Annotated in this window: 19 protein-coding genes and 1 pseudogene; 7 read left to right on the plus strand and 13 right to left on the minus strand. The window is 71.5% G+C overall.

The features are described from left to right. Nucleotides 1-57 precede the first annotated feature (57 nt). On the plus strand, nt 58-1398 hold the full coding sequence (locus HHX30_RS03175; protein ID WP_169979108.1) for a Glu/Leu/Phe/Val dehydrogenase: 1341 nt from the start codon (nt 58-60) through the stop codon (nt 1396-1398). A 60-nt stretch (nt 1399-1458) separates the two neighbouring features. On the opposite strand, the gene HHX30_RS03180 is transcribed toward HHX30_RS03175, so the two are convergent. The 3 genes from HHX30_RS03180 to HHX30_RS03190 are packed head-to-tail and all read right to left on the minus strand — an operon-like array spanning nt 1459 to nt 3791. Beyond that, nucleotides 1459-2469, minus strand: coding sequence for a Gfo/Idh/MocA family protein (locus HHX30_RS03180; protein WP_169979110.1), 1011 nt, complete (start codon nt 2467-2469; stop codon nt 1459-1461). Between the two features lie 34 nt (nt 2470-2503). Next, the gene (locus tag HHX30_RS03185) at nt 2504-3433 is read right to left on the minus strand and encodes an NAD-dependent epimerase/dehydratase family protein (protein WP_169979112.1); all 930 of its coding nucleotides are present in this window, start codon (nt 3431-3433) and stop codon (nt 2504-2506) included. A gap of 10 nt (nt 3434-3443) precedes the next feature. After that, nucleotides 3444-3791, minus strand: coding sequence for a YrdB family protein (locus HHX30_RS03190; RefSeq protein WP_169979114.1), 348 nt, complete (start codon nt 3789-3791; stop codon nt 3444-3446). Nucleotides 3792-3903: 112 nt separating this feature from the next. Here HHX30_RS03190 and HHX30_RS03195 point away from each other — a divergent pair, with 112 nt between their 5' ends. Further along, nucleotides 3904-4602, plus strand: coding sequence for a TetR/AcrR family transcriptional regulator (locus tag HHX30_RS03195; protein ID WP_169979115.1), 699 nt, complete (start codon nt 3904-3906; stop codon nt 4600-4602). 77 nt (nt 4603-4679) lie between these two features. On the opposite strand, the gene HHX30_RS03200 is transcribed toward HHX30_RS03195, so the two are convergent. Then, nucleotides 4680-5219: a MarR family transcriptional regulator gene (locus HHX30_RS03200; RefSeq protein WP_310741700.1), complete on the minus strand. Its 540-nt coding sequence runs from the start codon at nt 5217-5219 to the stop codon at nt 4680-4682. 11 nt (nt 5220-5230) lie between these two features. After that, nucleotides 5231-6862 carry an FUSC family protein gene (locus tag HHX30_RS42470; protein WP_169979794.1) on the minus strand — a complete coding sequence of 544 codons (1632 nt, stop codon included), beginning with the start codon at nt 6860-6862 and terminating at the stop codon, nt 5231-5233. A gap of 200 nt (nt 6863-7062) precedes the next feature. On the opposite strand from HHX30_RS42470, the pseudogene HHX30_RS43635 reads away from it, so the two are divergent. The 3 genes and pseudogenes from HHX30_RS43635 to HHX30_RS03215 form a co-directional block, all read left to right on the plus strand. Then, nucleotides 7063-7200 (plus strand): annotated as a pseudogene (locus HHX30_RS43635) (type IV toxin-antitoxin system AbiEi family antitoxin domain-containing protein); the annotation flags it as partial. A gap of 141 nt (nt 7201-7341) precedes the next feature. After that, entirely contained in the window at nt 7342-7680 is a 339-nt protein-coding gene (locus HHX30_RS41230; RefSeq protein ID WP_249349532.1) for a hypothetical protein, read from the plus strand. A gap of 16 nt (nt 7681-7696) precedes the next feature. Continuing rightward, nucleotides 7697-8599, plus strand: coding sequence for a nucleotidyl transferase AbiEii/AbiGii toxin family protein (locus HHX30_RS03215; RefSeq protein WP_169979118.1), 903 nt, complete (start codon nt 7697-7699; stop codon nt 8597-8599). A 145-nt stretch (nt 8600-8744) separates the two neighbouring features. On the opposite strand, the gene HHX30_RS03220 is transcribed toward HHX30_RS03215, so the two are convergent. Beyond that, nucleotides 8745-9674: a hypothetical protein gene (locus tag HHX30_RS03220; protein ID WP_169979120.1), complete on the minus strand. Its 930-nt coding sequence runs from the start codon at nt 9672-9674 to the stop codon at nt 8745-8747. A gap of 292 nt (nt 9675-9966) precedes the next feature. Next, nucleotides 9967-11691 (minus strand): 2-isopropylmalate synthase, encoded by a 1725-nt coding sequence (leuA, locus tag HHX30_RS03225; protein ID WP_169979122.1) that lies wholly within the window; start codon nt 11689-11691, stop codon nt 9967-9969. Nucleotides 11692-11969: 278 nt separating this feature from the next. On the opposite strand from leuA, the gene HHX30_RS03230 reads away from it, so the two are divergent. Both HHX30_RS03230 and HHX30_RS03235 read left to right on the plus strand, forming a co-directional pair. Then, on the plus strand, nt 11970-12215 hold the full coding sequence (locus tag HHX30_RS03230; protein ID WP_169979124.1) for a DUF2630 family protein: 246 nt from the start codon (nt 11970-11972) through the stop codon (nt 12213-12215). Between the two features lie 74 nt (nt 12216-12289). Further along, nucleotides 12290-13300 (plus strand): GNAT family N-acetyltransferase, encoded by a 1011-nt coding sequence (locus tag HHX30_RS03235; RefSeq protein ID WP_169979126.1) that lies wholly within the window; start codon nt 12290-12292, stop codon nt 13298-13300. Here HHX30_RS03235 and HHX30_RS03240 read toward each other — a convergent pair whose 3' ends face one another. From HHX30_RS03240 to urtB, 6 genes are all read right to left on the minus strand, one after another. Further along, nucleotides 13301-14173 carry an SgcJ/EcaC family oxidoreductase gene (locus tag HHX30_RS03240; protein ID WP_169979136.1) on the minus strand — a complete coding sequence of 291 codons (873 nt, stop codon included), beginning with the start codon at nt 14171-14173 and terminating at the stop codon, nt 13301-13303. 62 nt (nt 14174-14235) lie between these two features. Then, nucleotides 14236-15285, minus strand: a complete 1050-nt coding sequence (locus HHX30_RS03245) for a sigma-70 family RNA polymerase sigma factor (protein ID WP_169979138.1) — start codon at nt 15283-15285, stop codon at nt 14236-14238. 196 nt (nt 15286-15481) lie between these two features. Continuing rightward, nucleotides 15482-16174, minus strand: coding sequence for an urea ABC transporter ATP-binding subunit UrtE (gene urtE, locus HHX30_RS03250; protein ID WP_169979140.1), 693 nt, complete (start codon nt 16172-16174; stop codon nt 15482-15484). Further along, nucleotides 16161-16922: an urea ABC transporter ATP-binding protein UrtD gene (gene urtD / locus HHX30_RS03255; protein ID WP_169979142.1), complete on the minus strand. Its 762-nt coding sequence runs from the start codon at nt 16920-16922 to the stop codon at nt 16161-16163. Before urtD ends, urtE begins: the two co-directional genes overlap by 14 nt. Beyond that, entirely contained in the window at nt 16919-17983 is a 1065-nt protein-coding gene (gene urtC / locus HHX30_RS03260; RefSeq protein WP_169979144.1) for an urea ABC transporter permease subunit UrtC, read from the minus strand. Before urtC ends, urtD begins: the two co-directional genes overlap by 4 nt. Then, nucleotides 17980-18834 (minus strand): urea ABC transporter permease subunit UrtB, encoded by an 855-nt coding sequence (gene urtB / locus HHX30_RS03265; protein ID WP_169979146.1) that lies wholly within the window; start codon nt 18832-18834, stop codon nt 17980-17982. The genes urtC and urtB overlap by 4 nt, the downstream gene beginning before the upstream one ends. Nucleotides 18835-18843 lie beyond the last annotated feature (9 nt).

An 18843-nucleotide genomic window follows, 5' to 3' on the forward strand; every position in this document is an offset into this window, starting at 1 on the left:
ACGTCGACGGCCGCGGGGTCCGGGGGACGGCCTCTCTTCCGACAGGAGAACAACAGAATGACCATCACGGACTTCCCGACAACGGCGTCGGGGGTTCGGTCCCCGATCCCCGATCCGCAGACCGCGTATTCCGGCCCCCGGCCCACCCCCGGTGAGCACGCCCTCGCCGCCGCCCGGTTCCAGCTCGCCGAGGCGTCCCGCTTCCTCGGCCTCGACGACGGCATGCACCGCATGCTCGCCACGCCCCGCCGCTCGCTGACGGTCTCCGTGCCCGTACGGCGCGAGGACGGCCGCCTGGAGGTGGTGCAGGGCCACCGCGTGCAGCACAACCTGTCGCGCGGCCCGGCCAAGGGCGGCATCCGCTTCCACCCCGCCACCGACCTCGCCGAGGTCACCGCACTCGCCATGTGGATGACGTGGAAGTGCGCGCTCGTCGGCATACCGTACGGCGGGGCGAAGGGCGGCGTCGCGGTGGACCCGGCCACGCTGACCACCCGCGAACTCGAACGCGTCACGCGGCGCTACGTCAACGAGATCCTGCCGCTCATCGGCCCGGAGAAGGACATCCCCGCGCCCGACGTGGGCACCGACGAGCAGACCATGGCCTGGATCATGGACACCTACAGCGCGAACGCGGGCTACTCGGTCCCGGGCGTGGTGACCGGCAAGCCCACGGCTCTCGGCGGCTCGCTGGGCCGCGCGGGCGCGACCTCGCGCGGGGTGCAGATCGCCGCGCTGCAGGCGCTGGCCGAGATGAGTGGGGCACGCTCCCCAGAGGGCGCGACCGTGGCGGTGCAGGGCTTCGGGAAGGTGGGCGCGCTCGCCGCGCAGTACCTCGCCGACGCCGGCTGCCGTGTCGTGGCCGTCTCCGACGCGGGCGGCGCGGTCGTCAGGCCCTCCGGGCTCGACGTCGCCGCGCTGCGCGCCCACGCGGCCGAGACCGGCTCGGTGCACGGCTACCGCGACGCCGACGCGCTCTCCCACGGCGACCTGCTCGAACTCGACGTGGACGTGCTGGTCCCCGCCGCGCTCGAAGGCGTCATCACGGCGGACAACGCCCCGCGCGTACGGGCCCGCCTGGTCGTGGAGGGCGCCAACGGGCCCACCACGCCCGAGGCCGACCTGATCATGGCGGGCAACGGGGTCACGGTGGTCCCCGACATCCTGGCCAACGCCGGCGGGGTCATCGTGTCCTACCTGGAGTGGGTGCAGAACACCCAGGCGTACTCCTGGAGCGCGGGCGAGGTCGAGGTGAAGCTCCGCGACCTGATGGAGAACGCCTACCGGGCGGTCGCGGATCTGGCCGTGGAGCGCGACCTCACGCTCCGCCAGGCCGCCCACGCGATCGGCGTGGGGCGGGTGGCCGAGGCCCACCGCATGCGTGGCCTCTACCCCTGACGGCCCTGAAAGACGGCGATGACGACCGCCTCCCGGGAAAATGCGGCTTCCGGGAGGCGGTCAGGCCGTCGTGGCGGCGTCCATCGTGGCGGGGTCCATGGTGGCCGTGTCCATGGTGGCCGTGTCCATGGTGGCGGTGTCCTCAGCGGCGGTGCCCGTAACGGTGGTGTCCGCACCGGAGGCGTCCCCAGCGGCCCGTACGATCTCCTCACACAGCCGGTGGGTCAGCAGGGCGTCGTCCGCCGTGAGGATCCGCCCCTCCCGTACCGCGGCGAGGAACTCCCGGCAGATCTGCTCGATGCCGCGCTGCCGGGTCGCCGGGACCCAGTCCCCCCGCCTCGTGACGGTCTCGCCCCCCGCATAGTCGACCACGTCGCCGAGGTTGACCACGCGCCGCTTCCCGCCGTCGCCCATGACCTCGCAGACCTCCTCGGCCGCGCCGCTGGTGCGGCTCATCACGCCGACGGCGGTGAAGCCGTCGCCGCCGAGCGTGAGCACGACGTGTTCGAGCAGGCCCTCCCGCACCCTGGTCCTGACCGAGGTGCCGGTGATCGGCCCGGGGGCGAGGAAGCGCAGCGTGTCGGCCACGTGGATGAAGTCGTCGAAGACCACGGCGCGCGGGTCGCCGGGCAGGTCCCGCCGGTTCTTCTGCATCACGACCACGTCGCGCGGCAGGTCGCGCAGGGCCGCGTACGCGGGGGCGTGCCTGCGGTTGAAGCCGACCATCAGCGATTTGTTCCGCTCGGCGGCCAGCCGGACGAGCCCGGCGGAGGCGGCGGCGTCGTAGGCGAGCGGCTTGTCGACGTAGACGTGCACGCCCGCCTCCAGCAGCGTGGTCACGATCGGGACGTGCGCGGTGGTGGCGGCGTGCACGAAGGCCGCGTCGATCCCGGCCTCGACGAGGCCGTCCGGGGAGGTGAAGCGCGCGCCGATCCGGTAGGCGTCGCCGAGCCGGTCGAGGGCCGTGCGGTCGCGGGTGCACAGCAGCGGCTCGATGTCCGGCGTCGCCGCCAGCACCGGCAGGTACGCCTTCTCCGCGATGTCTCCCAGGCCGATGATCCCGACTCTCATGCCCGGGAGACTATCGCCGTCCCTCCGGCGCCTCTCAGCGCCCCCGCCACCACGCCACCGTCTCCTTCACCCCGGCCTCGATCGGCGTCGGCGTGAACCCGAGAACCGCCTGGGAGGCGGAGGAGTCGAGCACGTACGGCCGGTCGAACTGGTAACGGGTCTCCCCCAGCTCGCGCAGGAACGGCGACGCGAGACCCCCCGCCTTCAGCATCCACGCCGGCAGCCGCCGCAGGCGCGGCGCCGGGAGACCGGCCGCCTCGCACACGGTCTCGGCGAAATGCCGCAGGGTGAAGGGCGGCGCGGTCGGGATGTGCCAGGGCCGGCCCCAGGCGCGCTCCTCCTCCGCGGCCGCCGCCAGCGACCGCACCACGTCCGGCAGGTACGTCCAGCTGTGCGAAATGTCGGGGTCGCTGACGACGGTGGCGGTCTTGCCCGCGAACAGCGGCTCCAGGAGCCGCGGCCCCAGGTAGGACTGGTCGGACGACCGCGGCCCGTAGTAGTCCGAGCCTCGCACCTCGGTCACCCGCACCCTTCCCGCCTCGTGGGCGGCCCGCATCTCCTCCCACATCCGCGCCCGGACCCTGCCCTTCGTACCCGTCGCGGCGAGCGGCAGGTCTTCGGTCATCGGCCCGTCCACCGGCCCGTACCCGTACAGGTTGCCCAGCGTGACCAGGACGGCTCCGGACGACTCCGCGGCGGCCAGCAGCGCGGCCGCGATCGGCGGCCAGTCCAGGGGCCACCGGTGATAGCGCGGGTTGGCGCAGTTGTAGAGCGCGCCGGCCCCCTCGGTGAGCCGCCGCATGGCGTCGGCGTCGGCCGCGTCCGCCGCGACCGGCGAGATTCCCGGACGCTTCGGGCCCGAGCCCGAGCGGGTGACGAGGGTCACCTCGTGCCCCCGCTCCGCGAGCGTCTCGGCGAGCCCGCCGCCGACCTGTCCCGCTCCGACGATCACATGCCTGCCCATCGCTTCTCCTTCACACTTGATCCGTCAGCAGCCGCAGCACGCCGTCCACGACGTACACGGCCGCGAACACGACACCGGCGGTGACGAGCCCGGAGGCCGCCAGCGCGGCCGCCCCCGCCCCGAACCACACGACCTCGAAGGCGGCCCGGGCGAGCCCGTGCAACTGGTGCGGCGCCTTGCCGCCCGCCATGAACAACCCCCAGAGCGTCGCGAACACGGCGGGTGTGCCGAGCCCCAACAAGATCTTGACCATGATGTTCGCCTCGCGGGTGAACCCCCAGTAGGCCAGCGAGATCAGCACCCCCAGCTCCAGGAAGAACATCGTTGCGGCGATCAGTCCCTTGATCCCGGCTGACATGGACACCCCTAGCGTTCGTCGCTCCGTTACGAGAGCAATGCTCTCTCAATAGGGTGGCTTACGTCAAGAGCGGTGCTCTCTAATCACACAGGTGCTCTGATAACCTGGTCGCATGAACGCGAGCCGTACCGCGCGCGAGCGGGTGAGAGCGGAACTGATCAAGGAGATCACGGACATCGCCCGGCGCCATCTGGCGACCGCTGGGGCCCCGGGTCTGTCCCTGCGGGCGGTGGCTCGCGAGATGGGGATGGTCTCCTCGGCGATCTACCGCTACTTCCCCAGCCGCGACGACCTGCTGACCGCGCTGATCATCGACGGGTACAACGCCCTCGGAGAGGCCGTCGAGCGCGCCGACGCCGCCTGCGCGCGCGACGACTTCACCGGGCGCTGGCTCGCCGTCTGCCGCGCCGTACGCGAGTGGGCCCTGGCCCATCCCCACGAATACGCCCTTCTGTACGGCTCGCCCGTGCCGGGCTACGCCGCTCCGCAGGACACCGTCGCGCCTGCGGTACGCGACACGGCCGTGTACGGGCGGATCGTCACCGACGCCCACCGGGCGGGCAGGCTCGTCCCTCCCCCGATCTGCCCGCCGCCGCCCGCGGTCCTGGCGGAGGACGCCGAGGTCGTACGGTCGCTGATGCCGGGCGTTCCCGACGACGTGGTCACGCGGGCGATCGCCGCGTGGACAGGCCTGTTCGGAATGGTCAGCTTCGAGCTCTTCGGCCAGTTCAACAACACCATCACCCACCGCGCCGAACTGTTCGACCACAACGTGACCTGCCTCGGCCGGTTGCTCGGCCTCCCCGAGTAGGCGGCCTCCGGCAGCCGGACGCTCGCCGGCGTCGGAGGTTACGCCGACGCGCAGGGTGAGATCTTCTCACGGCGAAGTCAGAACTGACGGGCGCCGAGGCGTCCCTCCAGGAGGAGGAGCAGCTCGCCGAGGAGGTCTCCGAGCTCCCGCTGCCGGTCGGCGCCCAGCGCTGCCAGCAGATCGCTCTCGTATCCGAGCTGCCGGGGCAGCAGCCGGTCGGTGAGCGCACGGCCCTCGTCGGTGAGCGCGAGGTGGGAGACCCGCCGGTCGCGGTCGTCGGGGCGGCGGCGCACGAGGCCGCGCTCCTCCAGGGCCCGCAGCCGCTTGGTGACGGCCGCGCCCGAGGCGAAGGTCTCCCTGGCGATCCGGCTCGGGGTGAGCTCCCGGTCCAGCCGCCGCAGCGCGGCGAGGACGTCGAACTCCGGCCGGGTGAGTCCGTACTCCCGAAGGGGCGCGTCGCCGGCCTGCTGCAGCAGCAGGACACACCGGGTGAGGCGGCCGATCACGGCGATCGGGGCGGTGTCCAGCTCGGGGTGGACACGCCGCCACTGGCGCATCACCTGCGCGACGACGTCCTCTGCGACGCTCTCGGGCGCCTCGCCGGCGATGTCCTCCACGCCCCGATTCCTCAGCCCTGGGTCCGTTCGCAGCCGACTCTATCCCGATCCCGTACGGCCGGCCTCGCCAGCAGGCGGTGCCCCTCCTGCTCGGCCCGGGCGACCTGCTCCTCCGGCAACGCGCGCTGCCACCACTCGCCGGCGGCGACGTCGGCGGCCCGGCGCAGCTCCACCAGAGCGTCGACGAGCATGCCCCTCACCCGCGCCGTCTCCCCCGGCTCACCCGGACCACGGGCGAGGAGGCGCCGGGCCACCGCCTGGGCGGCGGCCACACGCCGCAGCGCCGCGTCGATCCGCCCGGCGCTGCGGCGGTTGGTCACCAGCAGACAGCCGAGCAGTCCCGCCGCGACGCCCACGGCCGTGTCCAGCCAGCGGTCGCGGACCAGCGGCCACGCGGGCTGGTATCCGGGCAGTTCGGTGAGCAGGAGGGCCATCGGCGTCACGCACACCGTGCCCAGCCAGTAGTTGCGGGTCATCAGCGCCTCCGTGCAGAACTGGAGGGCCAGCGTGAGCAGGACCAGGGCGAGCGCGCCCGTACGGCTGACCGGCAGCAGCGCCGTGAAGACGAGCAGGCCGACCACGTTTCCGAGGGCGCGCTGCAGGGCCCGCTGCCACGACAGTGTGGCGTTGGCCTGGAAGACCGACGCGGCCGTGACCACCGCCCAGTAGGGGTGACCGACCCCTGCGGCCAGCGAGACCAGCCCGGCGAGGGCGGACCCGACGGCGACGCGCACACCGATCGGGAACAGCGGGGAGCCGGGGTGGAACATGCGCAGCAGGCCCGGCCCGGCCGGCGCCGCCCGTTCCAGCGCGATGCCGGCGAGCCCGGCGGCCCCCGTCTCGCCGAGGCTCACCTCCGGCACCGGGCGGTTGCGGCGCAGGTCCGCGGCCCAGTCCGTGAACAGGCCCGCCTCGTCGCGGGGCACGGCCGGGAGGGACGCCTCCACCCGGGCCAGGAGACGTTCGAGCGCGCGCCTGCCCCGCCCCTCGGGCGACGGAAGCAGCGTGTGCCAGGCCGCGTTGACCGCCGCCGCCGCGTCGTGCCGCGCGCGGGCGGCCGCCGGCCCCTCCGCGTGGGCGAGCCGCACGGCGGCCTCCAGCGCCCGGGCCACGGCCGTGCGCTGGGGCCCCTCGGGACGGACGAGCGCGGGAGCCATGCAGACCAGCCAGGCGAGCGCCGCCGCCGCCGCGACGAGCGCGAGGTGGAAGGGGATGTCCCCGAGCCGCTGCGGCAGGAACGTGCAGGTCGCGCCGATGAACGTGAAGATCAGGTTGCCCGGCGGGCCGATCCGGGCGGCGTCGCACGCCACCTTGTGCGCGGCGGCGAGCAGCGCCGCCACGACGACCAGGACGGGGGCCGACCGGGTGAGACCGGCCGCGGTGAGCGCGACGCCCACGCTTGCGACCATGCCCGCCACAACGCCGAGCAGGGTGCGCGCCCTGACCCGGTACGGCAGGCCGTGCGCGTAGAGAGCGCACAAGGCGCCGGCGGAGGTGTACACGGCCAGATCCAGACGGTCCAGCAGGAGGAGGACCGCGTCCGGCACGGCGAGCGCGACGACCGCGCTGAGCGCCTGCTTGTGCCAGACGTCCCCCAGTCGGCCGACTCTGAACACCCCCCGCAACGGCAGCCGCCCTCGCATCGCCGGCCTCATGATCCCCCGTTCTTTCACACATGTTTTACTCGTAAAACATATCAGCACGCGAATGACTCACTGCCACGGCCAAGAGCTCCGGGCGCTCGCCGAACCGGGCCACCAGGGTTCGCCTGCGGTCGCCGTTAGGAGCCTTGGCACGAACGTCTCAGTTATGAGACAGTCGTGCCATGGGTCTCGCCGGTGCGATGAGCATCCTTTCGCCCCTCGCGGAGGCTCAGCATGGTCTGGTCACCGCTCGGCAGGCCACACGTCATGGCGCACATCGCCGCGACCTCAGCCGCTTGGTCCAGGCCCGGGCTCTCGAACACGTGGCTCACGGCGTCTACCGGGTGGCCGGCGCTCCGCGCCCCGGGCTGGAGGAACTACGGGCCGCATGGCTCCAGCTAGCCCCCGAACTACAGATGGACCAGCGAGGACTCCCTCACGGAGTCGTCTCCCACACCAGTGCAGCTCTTGTATACGAGGTGGGACATCTCAATCCCCTGCGGTGGGAATTCATCGTCCCCCCGCCGCGTCGCTTTCGGACCCGGCGACAGGATGTGGCCATTCGCCATGCGCGGCTCGCGGTCGATGATGTCGGATGGGTCGACGGACTCCTCGTGACCACACCGCGACGGACGGCGACAGACCTGGCAGCCATCCGTCTGGATGGAGGTCATCTGGGCCTTGTGGTGGCGGACATGCTGGAACGGAACCTGACCCAGCCCAGTGACCTCGCCACGGCTCTGGCGCCCTATGCCGCGGGCTACGGACTGCCCGACGCGACCGGTCAGGAGTTCCTGCAGCATCTGACCCATCGATAAGGACATCCGTAGCCACATGCAGTCCACCGGCGACACGTTCCCCTACACCTCCCCCCAGGCTTTCGGTGCCGCCATCACGGACCGCCTCAAGAAAACCTCGGGCGATTCGCCGTATTCGACGAGCCAACGTCGCCGTCAGTTCGCGTATGACCGCTTACTCGCCCGCCTCTTCGCCGGCGATGAGGACTGTTGGATCCTCAAGGGCGGCGTGGCCCTGCTCGCCCGCCTCTCTTCAGCCCGGCACTCTGCCGACGTCGACGTCGTGGCCCGCGCCGGTTCGCCTGAGGCGGGTTTCGCGGCGCTGTGCACCACCGCCGAAGCCGACCTGGGCGATTACTTCACCTTCCGCTTCGACCGGCCGCGATCCCTCATCCAGGGAGTCGCGGGCATACGAGTGGGTGTGGAAGCCTGGCTGGGCCCGCGCCGCTTCGAGAGATTCGGGGTAGATCTGGTAACCGGCGGCATCATCACGGGCCACCCAGAAGTTTCACCGCCTGCTCTTTCGCTCGACATCCCGGGACTGGTCCGGCCGCCGTACCGGCTTTATCCGCTGGTCGACACCGTCGCCGACAAGGTCATGGCAATGCTGGAAGTCCGCGACGGCAGACCGAGCACCCGCTTTCGCGACCTTGTCGACCTGGTTCTCATAGCGAGGTCGCGATCTTTACAGGCCGAGGCGCTCCGCAGAGCCTTCACCTCGGAGGCACACCGTCGCGAACTGCTTCACGGGGCCGAGCTCCACGCGCCGGATGAAGCGATGTGGGCGGTCGGATACGCCACCGTGGTCGCCGATTTTCCCTGGATCGCCGAACGATCGCTCGGCGAGGCGCTGCTCGTGGCCAAGGCTCTGGTCGATCCCGTTCTGTCCAGACAAGTCACCTCGGGAGCTTGGGATCCGCTGAGGCTGGCATGGACCTGATCCCGCAACTCGTGACGCGAAATCCGGCCTTATGCGAGCCCGGCCCTGCTCGCGCCGGATGCGGTGGCGGGAAGGCCCGCCTTGTGCGGTTCCCCGGCGACGAACCGGTTCGTGACGAACGAGAGCCGGGCCGGAGCCTCCGCGACTACTCCCGCCGGTCCCGGATGGCCTCGCCCACGTCGTCGATCTCGGGCAGCCCGTCGGCCGGGCCCTCGACCCTGGCCACCAGAGACGACCTGGGCGGCTTGATCGTGACGTGGGGTCGCCAGGCGAGGTACTCGGTTCTCGCCGCTCCCCTGGCATGAGGCCGGCCAGCCCCGCCCTTGACCCAGGTGTCCCAGATGGAATCGACCATCATGGGCGTGCCGTCCTTGTCGGTCCAGAGCCACCACCACACGAGGGCGGGAGCGAGGGTGGCGTCGGGCTTCTGCCCGACAAGCGCCCGGAAGGTAGGCGAGACGGCGTACAGGTCGGCGAAGGTGATCTTCCCCTTGTAGAGCATCGTGTTCTCGTGGATCCGGCCGGTGCTGTCCTTGAAGCCGGAGCGCTTTCTGAAATAGGTGTCGGACAGCAGCTTTTTCAGCGTCTGGGGCTCGAAGACGTCGACGACCTGATCGGTGAAGGCGCCGCCGTTCGGGATCGCGCCGCGCAGGGCCCAGGTCTTCCCCTTCGGCAACGCGGGCGCGTACAGGGGTCCGGTGGTGTAGAGCTTGCCGTTCACGCTCACGGAACGGTGCGGCCGGGTCTGGATCAGGAGGCTCCTGGCCACGGGATCACCGTCGGCGGCGTCCTTCTTCACGAGGGCCGCGGAGTCGTCACGCTCGAACCGCAGGTGCCTGCTCAGGTCGGACGCGACGACTCCCTTGCGCCCGAGCTGGATCGACCCCGCGCGTTTGAAGTCGTACTGAAAGGTGTTGGCCGTGTGGTTGATCAGCCGCGAGCGCGAACCCAGCTGGACGTCTCCCCACTCGACTACCTTGACGGTGAACTGGGCGGACAGGAGCCGCCGTACCGCGGCCACGGGATCGCCGGCGGCCGCTTCCGCCGAGGCGGGGGCCGGTAGAGCGCAGGTCACAGCAGTCGCGCCGAATACTGCAATCAATCGCCTCATGCGCAGGACGTCCTAACCCATAAAGGAGGGGGCATGTGCCGTTGCATGATCCATTGTGCCTGCGATGGTGAATCGTGACGCCCCTGTTGATCACGAGACATGCGAAAGGCGGCAGTCGGGGATCTCCCGGTTGCCGCCTTTCGCGTGATCACGACCGCCTTATGGGCCGGTCAGGACATACGCTTGCGATTTTGGGCAAGGTCATGAGCAGTGACGGCGCAGGTCATGCCGTGTCACCGCGAGAATCGGGGGGACGTCAGTGGCCGGTGGCGCGGTTGACGGCGGAGATGATGGCCTTGAGCGAGGCGGTCGTCGTGTTCGCGTCGATGCCGACGCCCCACAGGACCTGCGCGCCCTCCGGCCCGCCGATCTCGCACTCCACGTACGACGCGGCCTTGGCGTCGGCGCCCGCGCTCATCGCGTGCTCGGTGTAGTCGAGGACCCGCACCGGCACCCCGATGTTCTCCAGCGCGTCGCAGAAGGCCGAGATGGGGCCGTTGCCGACGCCCTCGATCTCCCGGATCTGGCCGTCGACCCGCACGTCGGCGCTGATCGCGTCCTTGTCGTCCACGGCGGAGGTGTGCCGATGGGCCAGCAGGCCCAGCCGCCCCCAGGGGCTCGCCGGGTTGGGCAGGTACTCGTCGGAGAACCGCTCCCAGATCTCGGCCGCGGTGACCTCGCCGCCCTCGGCGTCCGTACGGGCCTGGATGACGCGGGAGAACTCGATCTGCAGGCGGCGCGGCAGGTCGAGCTGGTGGTCGGCCTTCATGATGTAGGCGACCCCGCCCTTGCCCGACTGGCTGTTGACGCGGATCACGGCCTCGTACGTGCGGCCGATGTCCTTGGGGTCGATCGGCAGGTACGGCACGGCCCAGGTGAACTCGTCGACCGGCACGCCGGCGGCGGCCGCGTCGCGCTCCAGGTGCTCGAGGCCCTTCTTGATGGCGTCCTGGTGGGAGCCGGAGAAGGCCGTGTAGACCAGCTCGCCGCCCCACGGGTGGCGGGGGTGTACGGGCAGCTGGTTGCAGTGCTCGACCACGCGCCGGATCTCGTCCATGTCCGAGAAGTCGATCTCGGGGTCGATGCCCTGGGAGAACAGGTTCATGCCCAGCGTCACCAGGCAGACGTTGCCGGTCCGCTCGCCGTTGCCGAACAGGCAGCCCTCGATGCGGTCGGCGCCGGCCATGTAGCCCAGCTCGGCGGCGGCGACGGCGGTGCCCCGGTCGTTGTGCGGGTGCAGGGACAGCACGATCGAGTCCCGGTACGCCAGGTTGCGGTGCATCCACTCGATCTGGTCGGCGTACACGTTGGGGGTGGCCATCTCGACCGTCGCCGGCAGGTTGACGATCACCTTGCGGTCGGGGGTGGGCTGCCACACGTCGTTGACGGCGTTGCAGACCTCGACGGCGTACTCCAGCTCGGTGCCGGTGAAGGACTCGGGCGAGTACTGGAAGTAGATCTCCGTGCCCTCCATCTCGGCCGCCAGCTTCTTGCACAGCTTGGCGCCCTCGACGGCGATGGCGGTGATGCCGTCCGTGTCCTGGCCGAAGACGACCCGGCGCTGGAGGGTGGAGGTGGAGTTGTACAGGTGGACGATCGCCTGGCGCGCGCCGCGCAGCGACTCGAAGGTCCGCTCGATCAGCTCGGGCCTGGCCTGCGTCAGCACCTGGATGACCACGTCGGAGGGGATGCGCTCCTCTTCGATGATCTGGCGGACGAAGTCGTAGTCCGTCTGCGACGCGGCGGGGAAACCGACCTCGATCTCCTTGTAGCCCATCCGGACCAGCTGGTCGAACATCTTCAGCTTGCGGTCGGAGTCCATCGGGTCGATCAGCGCCTGGTTGCCGTCGCGCAGGTCCACCGCGCACCAGCGGGGCGCCTTGGTGATGACCTTGTCGGGCCAGGTGCGGTCGGCCAGCCGTACGGGCTCGAACGGCGTGTAGCGATGGAACGGCATCGGGCTCGGCTGCTGCTCATTCATGATTGCTCCTCGTCGGGCGCACGGCGAGCCCCGGGCACGACGTTGCCGTCGTCATTGGAAAAGGGGCGCCGTTGGAAAAAACCAGGGCGGCCGACGCGCATGACTCTCGCACCGCGGCGAGGGAGCCGGCCTCTTACAGGCCCTCGCCGCGGCGGATAAGAAGGAGACCGCGCAGCATGCCAAGCAGACTAGCAGACGCCCTCCAGCGGAAGAGACACCCGATCACATTCCGAGACGGAGCACCGGGTTAGGGTGAGCCGTGATGCGAAGGAGGCCGCATGAAGGACAACGACATCCTCAAGCAGATCAGCGAGCTGGTCGACGAGGAGCACTCGCTGCGTGAACGGCTGGTCGCGGGCGAGCTGACCTCCGAGGAGGAGCACGACAGGATCTCCTCGCTGGAAGAGCAGCTCGACCGCTGCTGGGACCTCCTGCGCCAGCGCCGCGCCCGGCGCGACGTGGGCGAGGACCCCGACTACGCCTCCCCACGCCCGGCCGACGAGGTCGAGAACTACATGCAGTAGACCCCTCACCACCGCGGTTCCACGATGTGAAAACGAGTCGCGTCCCTGACAGGGTGTGCGGAATTCTTGTCGGCATGCACATGATGCGCGTCGTCCCCGCGGCGCAGGAGGAAGACGACCCCGACGGCCCCGCGGGCCACTCCCCCCTGGCCGGTCTGTACGCCGTGTCCCGGGCCTGCGACGATCCGGGTCCCGCGATGTCGTGGCGGCACTTCGCGGCGAGCGTCCGGAGCGGGTCGGGCGGCGAGCGTGCCGAGGCGTGGGCGGCGTGCGACGGCGACCGGGTCGCCGGCGGCCACATCCTCCACCTCCCGCAGGACGACAACACCCACCTCGCCCTGCTCCGGCTGATGACGCATCCACGGCGACGGCGCGAGGGCGTGGGCGGCATGCTGCTCGACCACGCGATCGGCCGGGCGCGCGACGAGGGCAGACGCGTGCTGATCGCCGAGGCGCCGGCGGACGGGCCGGGCACGGCGTTCGCCAAGGCCCGCGGGTTCTCCCCGGCCTCCACCGAGACCCGGCTGGTGCTCGACCTGCGCACGGCCGACTGGTCCGGCCTCGAACTCCTCCGGGCCCGGGCCGTACGGCACGCCACCGGCTACTCGCTCGAACGGTGGGCCGGGCCGACCCCCGACGACCTGCTCGGCGACATGGCCCGCCTGGCGGAGGGCATGAACGACGAGCCGCTGGGCGACCTCGCGATGGAGGACCAGCGGTGGACCGCCGACCGCGTGCGCGCACGCGAGGAGATGCTCACACGGGCGGGCCAGCGGACCTACACGGTGATCGCCCGGCACACGGCCGGCGGGGAGCCCGCGGGGTTCACCCAGCTGGTGGTGGACGCCGAGCGGCCGGAGGGCTGGGCCCGCCAGGGCGCGACCACGGTCCTCGCCCCGCACCGCGGCCGGCGGCTCGGCCTGGTGCTGAAGCTCGCCGGCATCACCTGGTTCCGCGCCTGCGAGCCGTCCGTCGAGCGTGTGATCACCTGGAATTCGGTGGCGAACCCGCACATGCTGGCGATCAACGAGGCGATGGGCTTCGAGGTCTTCGACACCTGGTACCAGTGGCAGCTCGACATCTGACTACGGGCGCAGGTCGGTCCTGGCCTCGCCGGTGTCCGGATCGTGCGGGAAGGAGAGATGCTGGTGGATCATCGCCCACGTGCCGTCTCTCCGCTCGAACACGCGGGTTCCGCGTGACCACGTCTCGGCGCTCTCGCCGCCCGCCTGCTCGACCCGGATGCGGTTGAGCCCCCACGCGACGGCCAGGTCCTGCCTGACCAGGATCCTCAGATCGGGGACATCCCAGCTCACGCCGTCCCCGGCGGCGTCGAGGCCGCGCGCGCAGACCTCGCGCACCGCCTCGACGCCGCGGTGCCGCAGCGGCCCGTCGTGCTCGTAGGAGACGACGTCGGCGGCGATGCCGGCCATGAGGCCCTCCAGGTCCCCGGCGGCGGTGCCGGCGAACCACCGGTGGTGCAGTTCGCGCACCTCCTCCTCGGCCGCCCAGGACTCCTCGGCCGCTCCGGACTCCTCGGCCGCTCCGGAGCCGGCGTCCGGGTCGACGTACGGGAACGAGTGGTGCTCATGGGCGACCACCCATCGGCCGTCCTGCCTGCGCAGGCCGAGTGTCAGCCGCAGGCGCGTCCGCGGGTTCGCCGCGAGCTCCTCCGGGCCGCCGCAGCGCACCAGGGCGTGGGCGAACGCGACGTCCTGACCCGCGGTCACGTCCAGCGACTCGATCTCGAAGCAGGCACCATGCGCCTGCCAGGCGAAGAAGGGCGGCCACGTCTCGCGGTAGGCGTCCAGGCCGCGCACGCCCTCGTACGGCGGCGGCACGTCGAACATCACGATGTCGCCGGCGTGGTCGGCGACCACCCCCTCGATGTCGCCGCGGTGGACCGCCTCGGCCCAGCGCTCGATCAGGTCGCGGATCCGCTCGTGGTCGTCGGTCATTCTCGCTCGGTCCTTCCGGGTCGTCCGCTGTCACCGCCTACAACCCTCCGCGACCGGCGAACTCATCGGTCAGCCGCCACATCCGCCCGCGTCAGTTCCGCCGGCAGGCCGAACGCCGGCAGGTGGGCCTCCAGGAACGAGACCACCTCGGCGATCCGCTGTCCGCGCAGCGCGAGCAGGTCCAGGCCGGCGGCGGCGTAGACGCCGCGGTCGTCGTCCCACAGGTAGGTGCCGAACGCGACCTGCCCGTTCACCCCCGCCGGCAGGAGACGCCAGCGCCATTCGCGCGCCGTCTTCCGCAGGAAGCCGCGGATGGCCTCGTGCCCCTGATACCAGGCCGTCAGCGGCGGCATCGAGTACTTCGCGTCCTCGGTCAGCATCGCCACGATGGCGTCCACATCCGCGGCCTCCCAGGCGGCGGCGTAGCGCCGGGCCGTCTCCCGCCACGCCGGTTCGCCGAGCAGGCCGAGAGTCCGCTGCTGGGTGGTGGGCGGGACCAGGCGTCCGAGCGTGCCGCGGGCCCGCTGCAGCGCGCTGTTGACCGCGGCGACGGTCGTCTCCAGCAGGCCGGCGACCTCGCCGGCGCCGTAGCCGAGGACGTCGCGCAGCAGCAGCACGGCCCGCTGCCGAGCCGGCAGGTGCTGCAGCGCGGCGACGAAGGCCAGCTCCACACTCTCCCGCGCCACGACGCGGGCCTCCGGGCCCAGCTCCGCCGTCCAGCTCATCAGCCGGTCCGGGAACGGCTCGACCCACGCCGCCTCGACCGGCGGTACGCCTCCCGGGCTCAGGTCGGCGGGCAGCTCGCGCCGCCCACGCCGCTCGATGAGCGTCAGCGCCCTGTTCGTGGCGATCGCGTACAGCCAGGGCCGCACGGATCCGCGGTCCCCTTCGTCGTCCTCGAACCGCGGCAGAGCGCGCCACGCCCGGTCCAGCGTGTCCTGGACGACGTCCTCCGCGTCGTGAACCGATCCCAGCATGCGGTAGCAGTGCGCGCGCAGCTCGTCGCGCAACGGCCCGACCAGGCGCCCGAAGGCGTCGCCGTCGCCGGAACGGGCCGCGGCCAGCAGTTCGGCGCCGGACTGCCCCGTCCGGCCGATCCGTTCCTCACCCATCCGCCCATCCTGCCCCGGCTCGGGGGGCGGCGCCGGAGACAGTGGAGGAAGCGGTCGGGCCGTGCGCAATGCCGGGTCCGGACTGGCCCCCACCGCACGGGCGGTGCGGAGCCTCCGGCGCGGCCGAAGGCGTTCACACGTGCGATCGCTTCCTCCCCTCCAGCGTAAGCGCGGGACCGGGACCGGCGACAGGCCCTCAGACGGACAACAGGCGGTGAACCTCCTCGTCCTGGAGCTCCCGTGCGGGGCCGGACCTGACCACCCGTCCGGCGTCGAGGATCACGAACCCGTCGGCCAGCCGCAGCGCGAGGTCCAGATACTGCTCCACCAGCAGGATCGCGAGACCGGTCGCGTGCAGGCGTCCGACGGCCTCCTCGATCTCCAGGATGATCGACGGCTGGATGCCCTCGGTCGGCTCGTCCAGGATCAGCAGCCTCGGCCGGGTGACCAGGGCGCGGGCGATCGCGAGCTGCTGCTGCTGGCCGCCGGACAGGAACCCCGCCGGCCGTTTCAGCAGCGGCTTGAGGCGGGGGAAGACCTCCAGGGCCTCCTCCAGCGCCACGTGCTCACGGTGCGCGGACGCCTCCAGCGTGACCAGGAGGTTGTCCATCACGGTGAGCTGGGGAAAGGTCTCGTGCCCCTGCGGCACGTAGCCCATGCCGAGCCGTACGCGCTGGTCGGGGCGCAGCCGGGTGACGTCCCTGCCCTCGAACGTCACCGTCCCGCCGGTCGCCGGGAGCACGCCCATGACGGTGTCGAGCAGGGTCGTCTTGCCGACCCCGTTGCGGCCCATCACGCAGACGAGGCTTCCGGCGGGCACCTCCAGCGAGACGCCGAAGAGCACCCGGGCCCGGCCGTACCCCGACTCCAGTCCCTCAACGGACAGCATCCTCGGCACCCTCCCGCGCCCGTCCCAAGTAGATCTCCTGCACGCGCGGGTCGGCCCGCACCTGCTCCACCGAGCCCTCCGTCAGCACCCTGCCCTCGTGCAGGACGGTGACCTGGGAGGCGTAGCGGCGCAGGAAGTCCATGTCGTGCTCCACCACGACCACGGTGTGGTCGCGGGCGACCTCGGTGAGCAGCTCGCCGGTGCGCTCGCGCTCGCCGGAGGACATGCCGGCGACCGGCTCGTCGAGCAGCAGCAGCCGGGGCCGCTGGACGATCAGCATGCCGATCTCCAGCCACTGCCGCTGCCCGTGGGACAGCACCCCGGCCCTGCTGTCCGCCAGCCCGGCCAGGCCGGTCGTCTCCAGCGCCGCCGCGACCTCCTCCGACACCCCGCGCCTGCGGCGCAGCAGCGACCACAGGGGGCGGCGGAACGACGCGGCGAGGTCCAGGTTCTCCAGCACGGTGAGCTCCTCGAAGACCACCGAGGTCTGGAAGGTCCGGCCCACGCCGAGCCGGACGATCTCGTGTTCCCTGCGGCCCGCGAGGTCCTGCCCCTCGAACCGCACGGTGCCCGCGGTCGGCTTCGTCAGGCCCGTGATCACGTCGATGAGGGTGGTCTTCCCCGCGCCGTTCGGCCCGATCAGGAAGCGCAGCTCACCCCGGCCGACGGTCAGGTCCACGCCGTCGAGTGCCCGGAAGCCGCCGAAGGCGACTTCCAGCCCGCGGATGTCCAAGAGCGGCTCGGTCACGCCCTCGCCTCCCTTCTCCGTACGAGAGCGGCGGCCAGGCCCGCGATGCCCTTGGGCGCCAGCGTCATGACGAGCACGAACAGGGCGCCCTGCAGATACAGCCAGGCGTCCGGGAGCTCCTCGCTGAAGTACGTCCGCGCGTACCCCATAACGACCGCGCCGAGCACCGCGCCGGCCAGCGCGAACCGGCCGCCGACGGCCACCGCGACGACGAGTTCGAGCGAGGGCACGACCCCGAGAAGGGCCGGCGAGATGATGCCGACCACGGGCACGAACAACGCCCCCGCGATGCCGGCCATGCCCGCCGAGACGGCGAAGGTCAGCGTCTTCACCGTGGCGGGGTCGTACCCGAGGAAGCGCACCCGGTCCTCGCCGTCCCTGACCGCGAGCAGCAGCCGTCCGAACCGGCTGCGGACGAGTTGCCTGGCGCCCAGGTAGAGCGCCCCGAGCACGGCCGCCACCAGCAGGTAGAGGCCCCGCTGGGTCTCGTCGGCCGCCACGTCGCGGCCGAAGAAGTCGAAGAAGTTGGTCAAGCCGTTCGTGCCGCCGGTCAGCCCCTGCTGCCCGACCAGCAGGATCACCAGCGCCGCCGCCAGCGCCTGGGTGAGGATCGCGAAGTACGCCCCTCGTACGCGCTGGCGGAACACCAGCGCGCCGAGCAGCAGCGCGACCGCGACCGGCAGCACGACGACCATGGCCAGCGCGAAGACCGGGTTGCCGAACGGCTTCCACAGCGCCGGCAGCTTCTCCACCCCGCTCCAGACCATGAAGTCGGGCAGGTCCCCGGCGGCGTCGTTGAGCTTGAGATACATGCCCATCGCGTAGCCGCCGAGGCCGAAGAACACCCCCTGCCCGAGCGTGAGCATGCCGCCCTGCCCCCAGGCGAGGCCGATGCCCAGTGCCACGATCGCGTAGCAGAGATACTTGGCCAGCAGGCCGAGGCGGAACGGCTCCAGCAGCAGCGGCGCCACCACCAGGGCGAGCACCGCCACCGCCGTGAAGGCCGCGGGGCCCTGCCACCGGCCGGTCAGGACCCGGCGCGAGACCGTGAGGGCGGTCATGTGAGCGCCCGCGATCGGACGAAGAACAGCCCCTGCGGCCGGATCTGCAGGAAGCCGATGATCGCCACGAGGACCACGACCTTGGCGAGGCTGGCATCGCTCCAGAACTCGGCGTAGGAGTTCAGCAGGCCGAGGCCGATCGCGGCCAGCACCGCGCCGCGGAGCTGTCCCAGGCCGCCCGCGACGACCACGAGGAACGCGTCCACGATGTAGTACGTCCCGAGCGCCGGCCCGACCGGCCCGATCAGCGTGAGCGCGACCCCCGCGACCCCGGCGAGGCCGGAGCCGATGAAGAACGTCCGCTGGTCGACCCTTCCGGTGTCGATGCCGCTCGTGGCCGCGAGCCTCCTGTTCTGCATCACCGCCCGCATGCGCCGCCCCTGCCCGGTCCGGTTCATGTACGCCCAGATCGCGAGCACCGACGCCGCGGCGAGCGCCAGGATGAACAGCCGGTTGTACGGCAGGATCCCGGCGCCGCCGCGCAGCCAGGCGGGCGAGGCGACCTGCACGTTGGGCGCCCCGAACAGGTCACGGGCCAGTTGCTGGAGCATGAGGCTGACGCCCCAGGTGAGCAGCAGCGTGTCCAGCGGGCGGCCGTAGAAGCGCCGGATCAGCGTGCGCTCCAGGATCAGGCCCATGACCCCGGCCACCACGAAGGCGGCCGGGAGGGCGACCAGGAAGCCCACGCCCTGGAGCAGGTAGGCCGTGTAGGCCCCCGCCATGATGAACTCGCCGTGGGCCATGTTGATCACGCCCATCTGCCCGAAGGTGAACGTCAGCCCGAGGGCGATGAGCAGCAGGACCGCTCCGATCGACAGCCCGATCGGCAGCTGGTTGACCATTCCCTCCATGTCGGCCCG

Origin of the sequence: Microbispora sp. H10836 (genome assembly GCF_012999525.1) — a bacterium.
In the GTDB taxonomy this organism is placed as follows: Bacteria; Actinomycetota; Actinomycetes; order Streptosporangiales; family Streptosporangiaceae; genus Microbispora.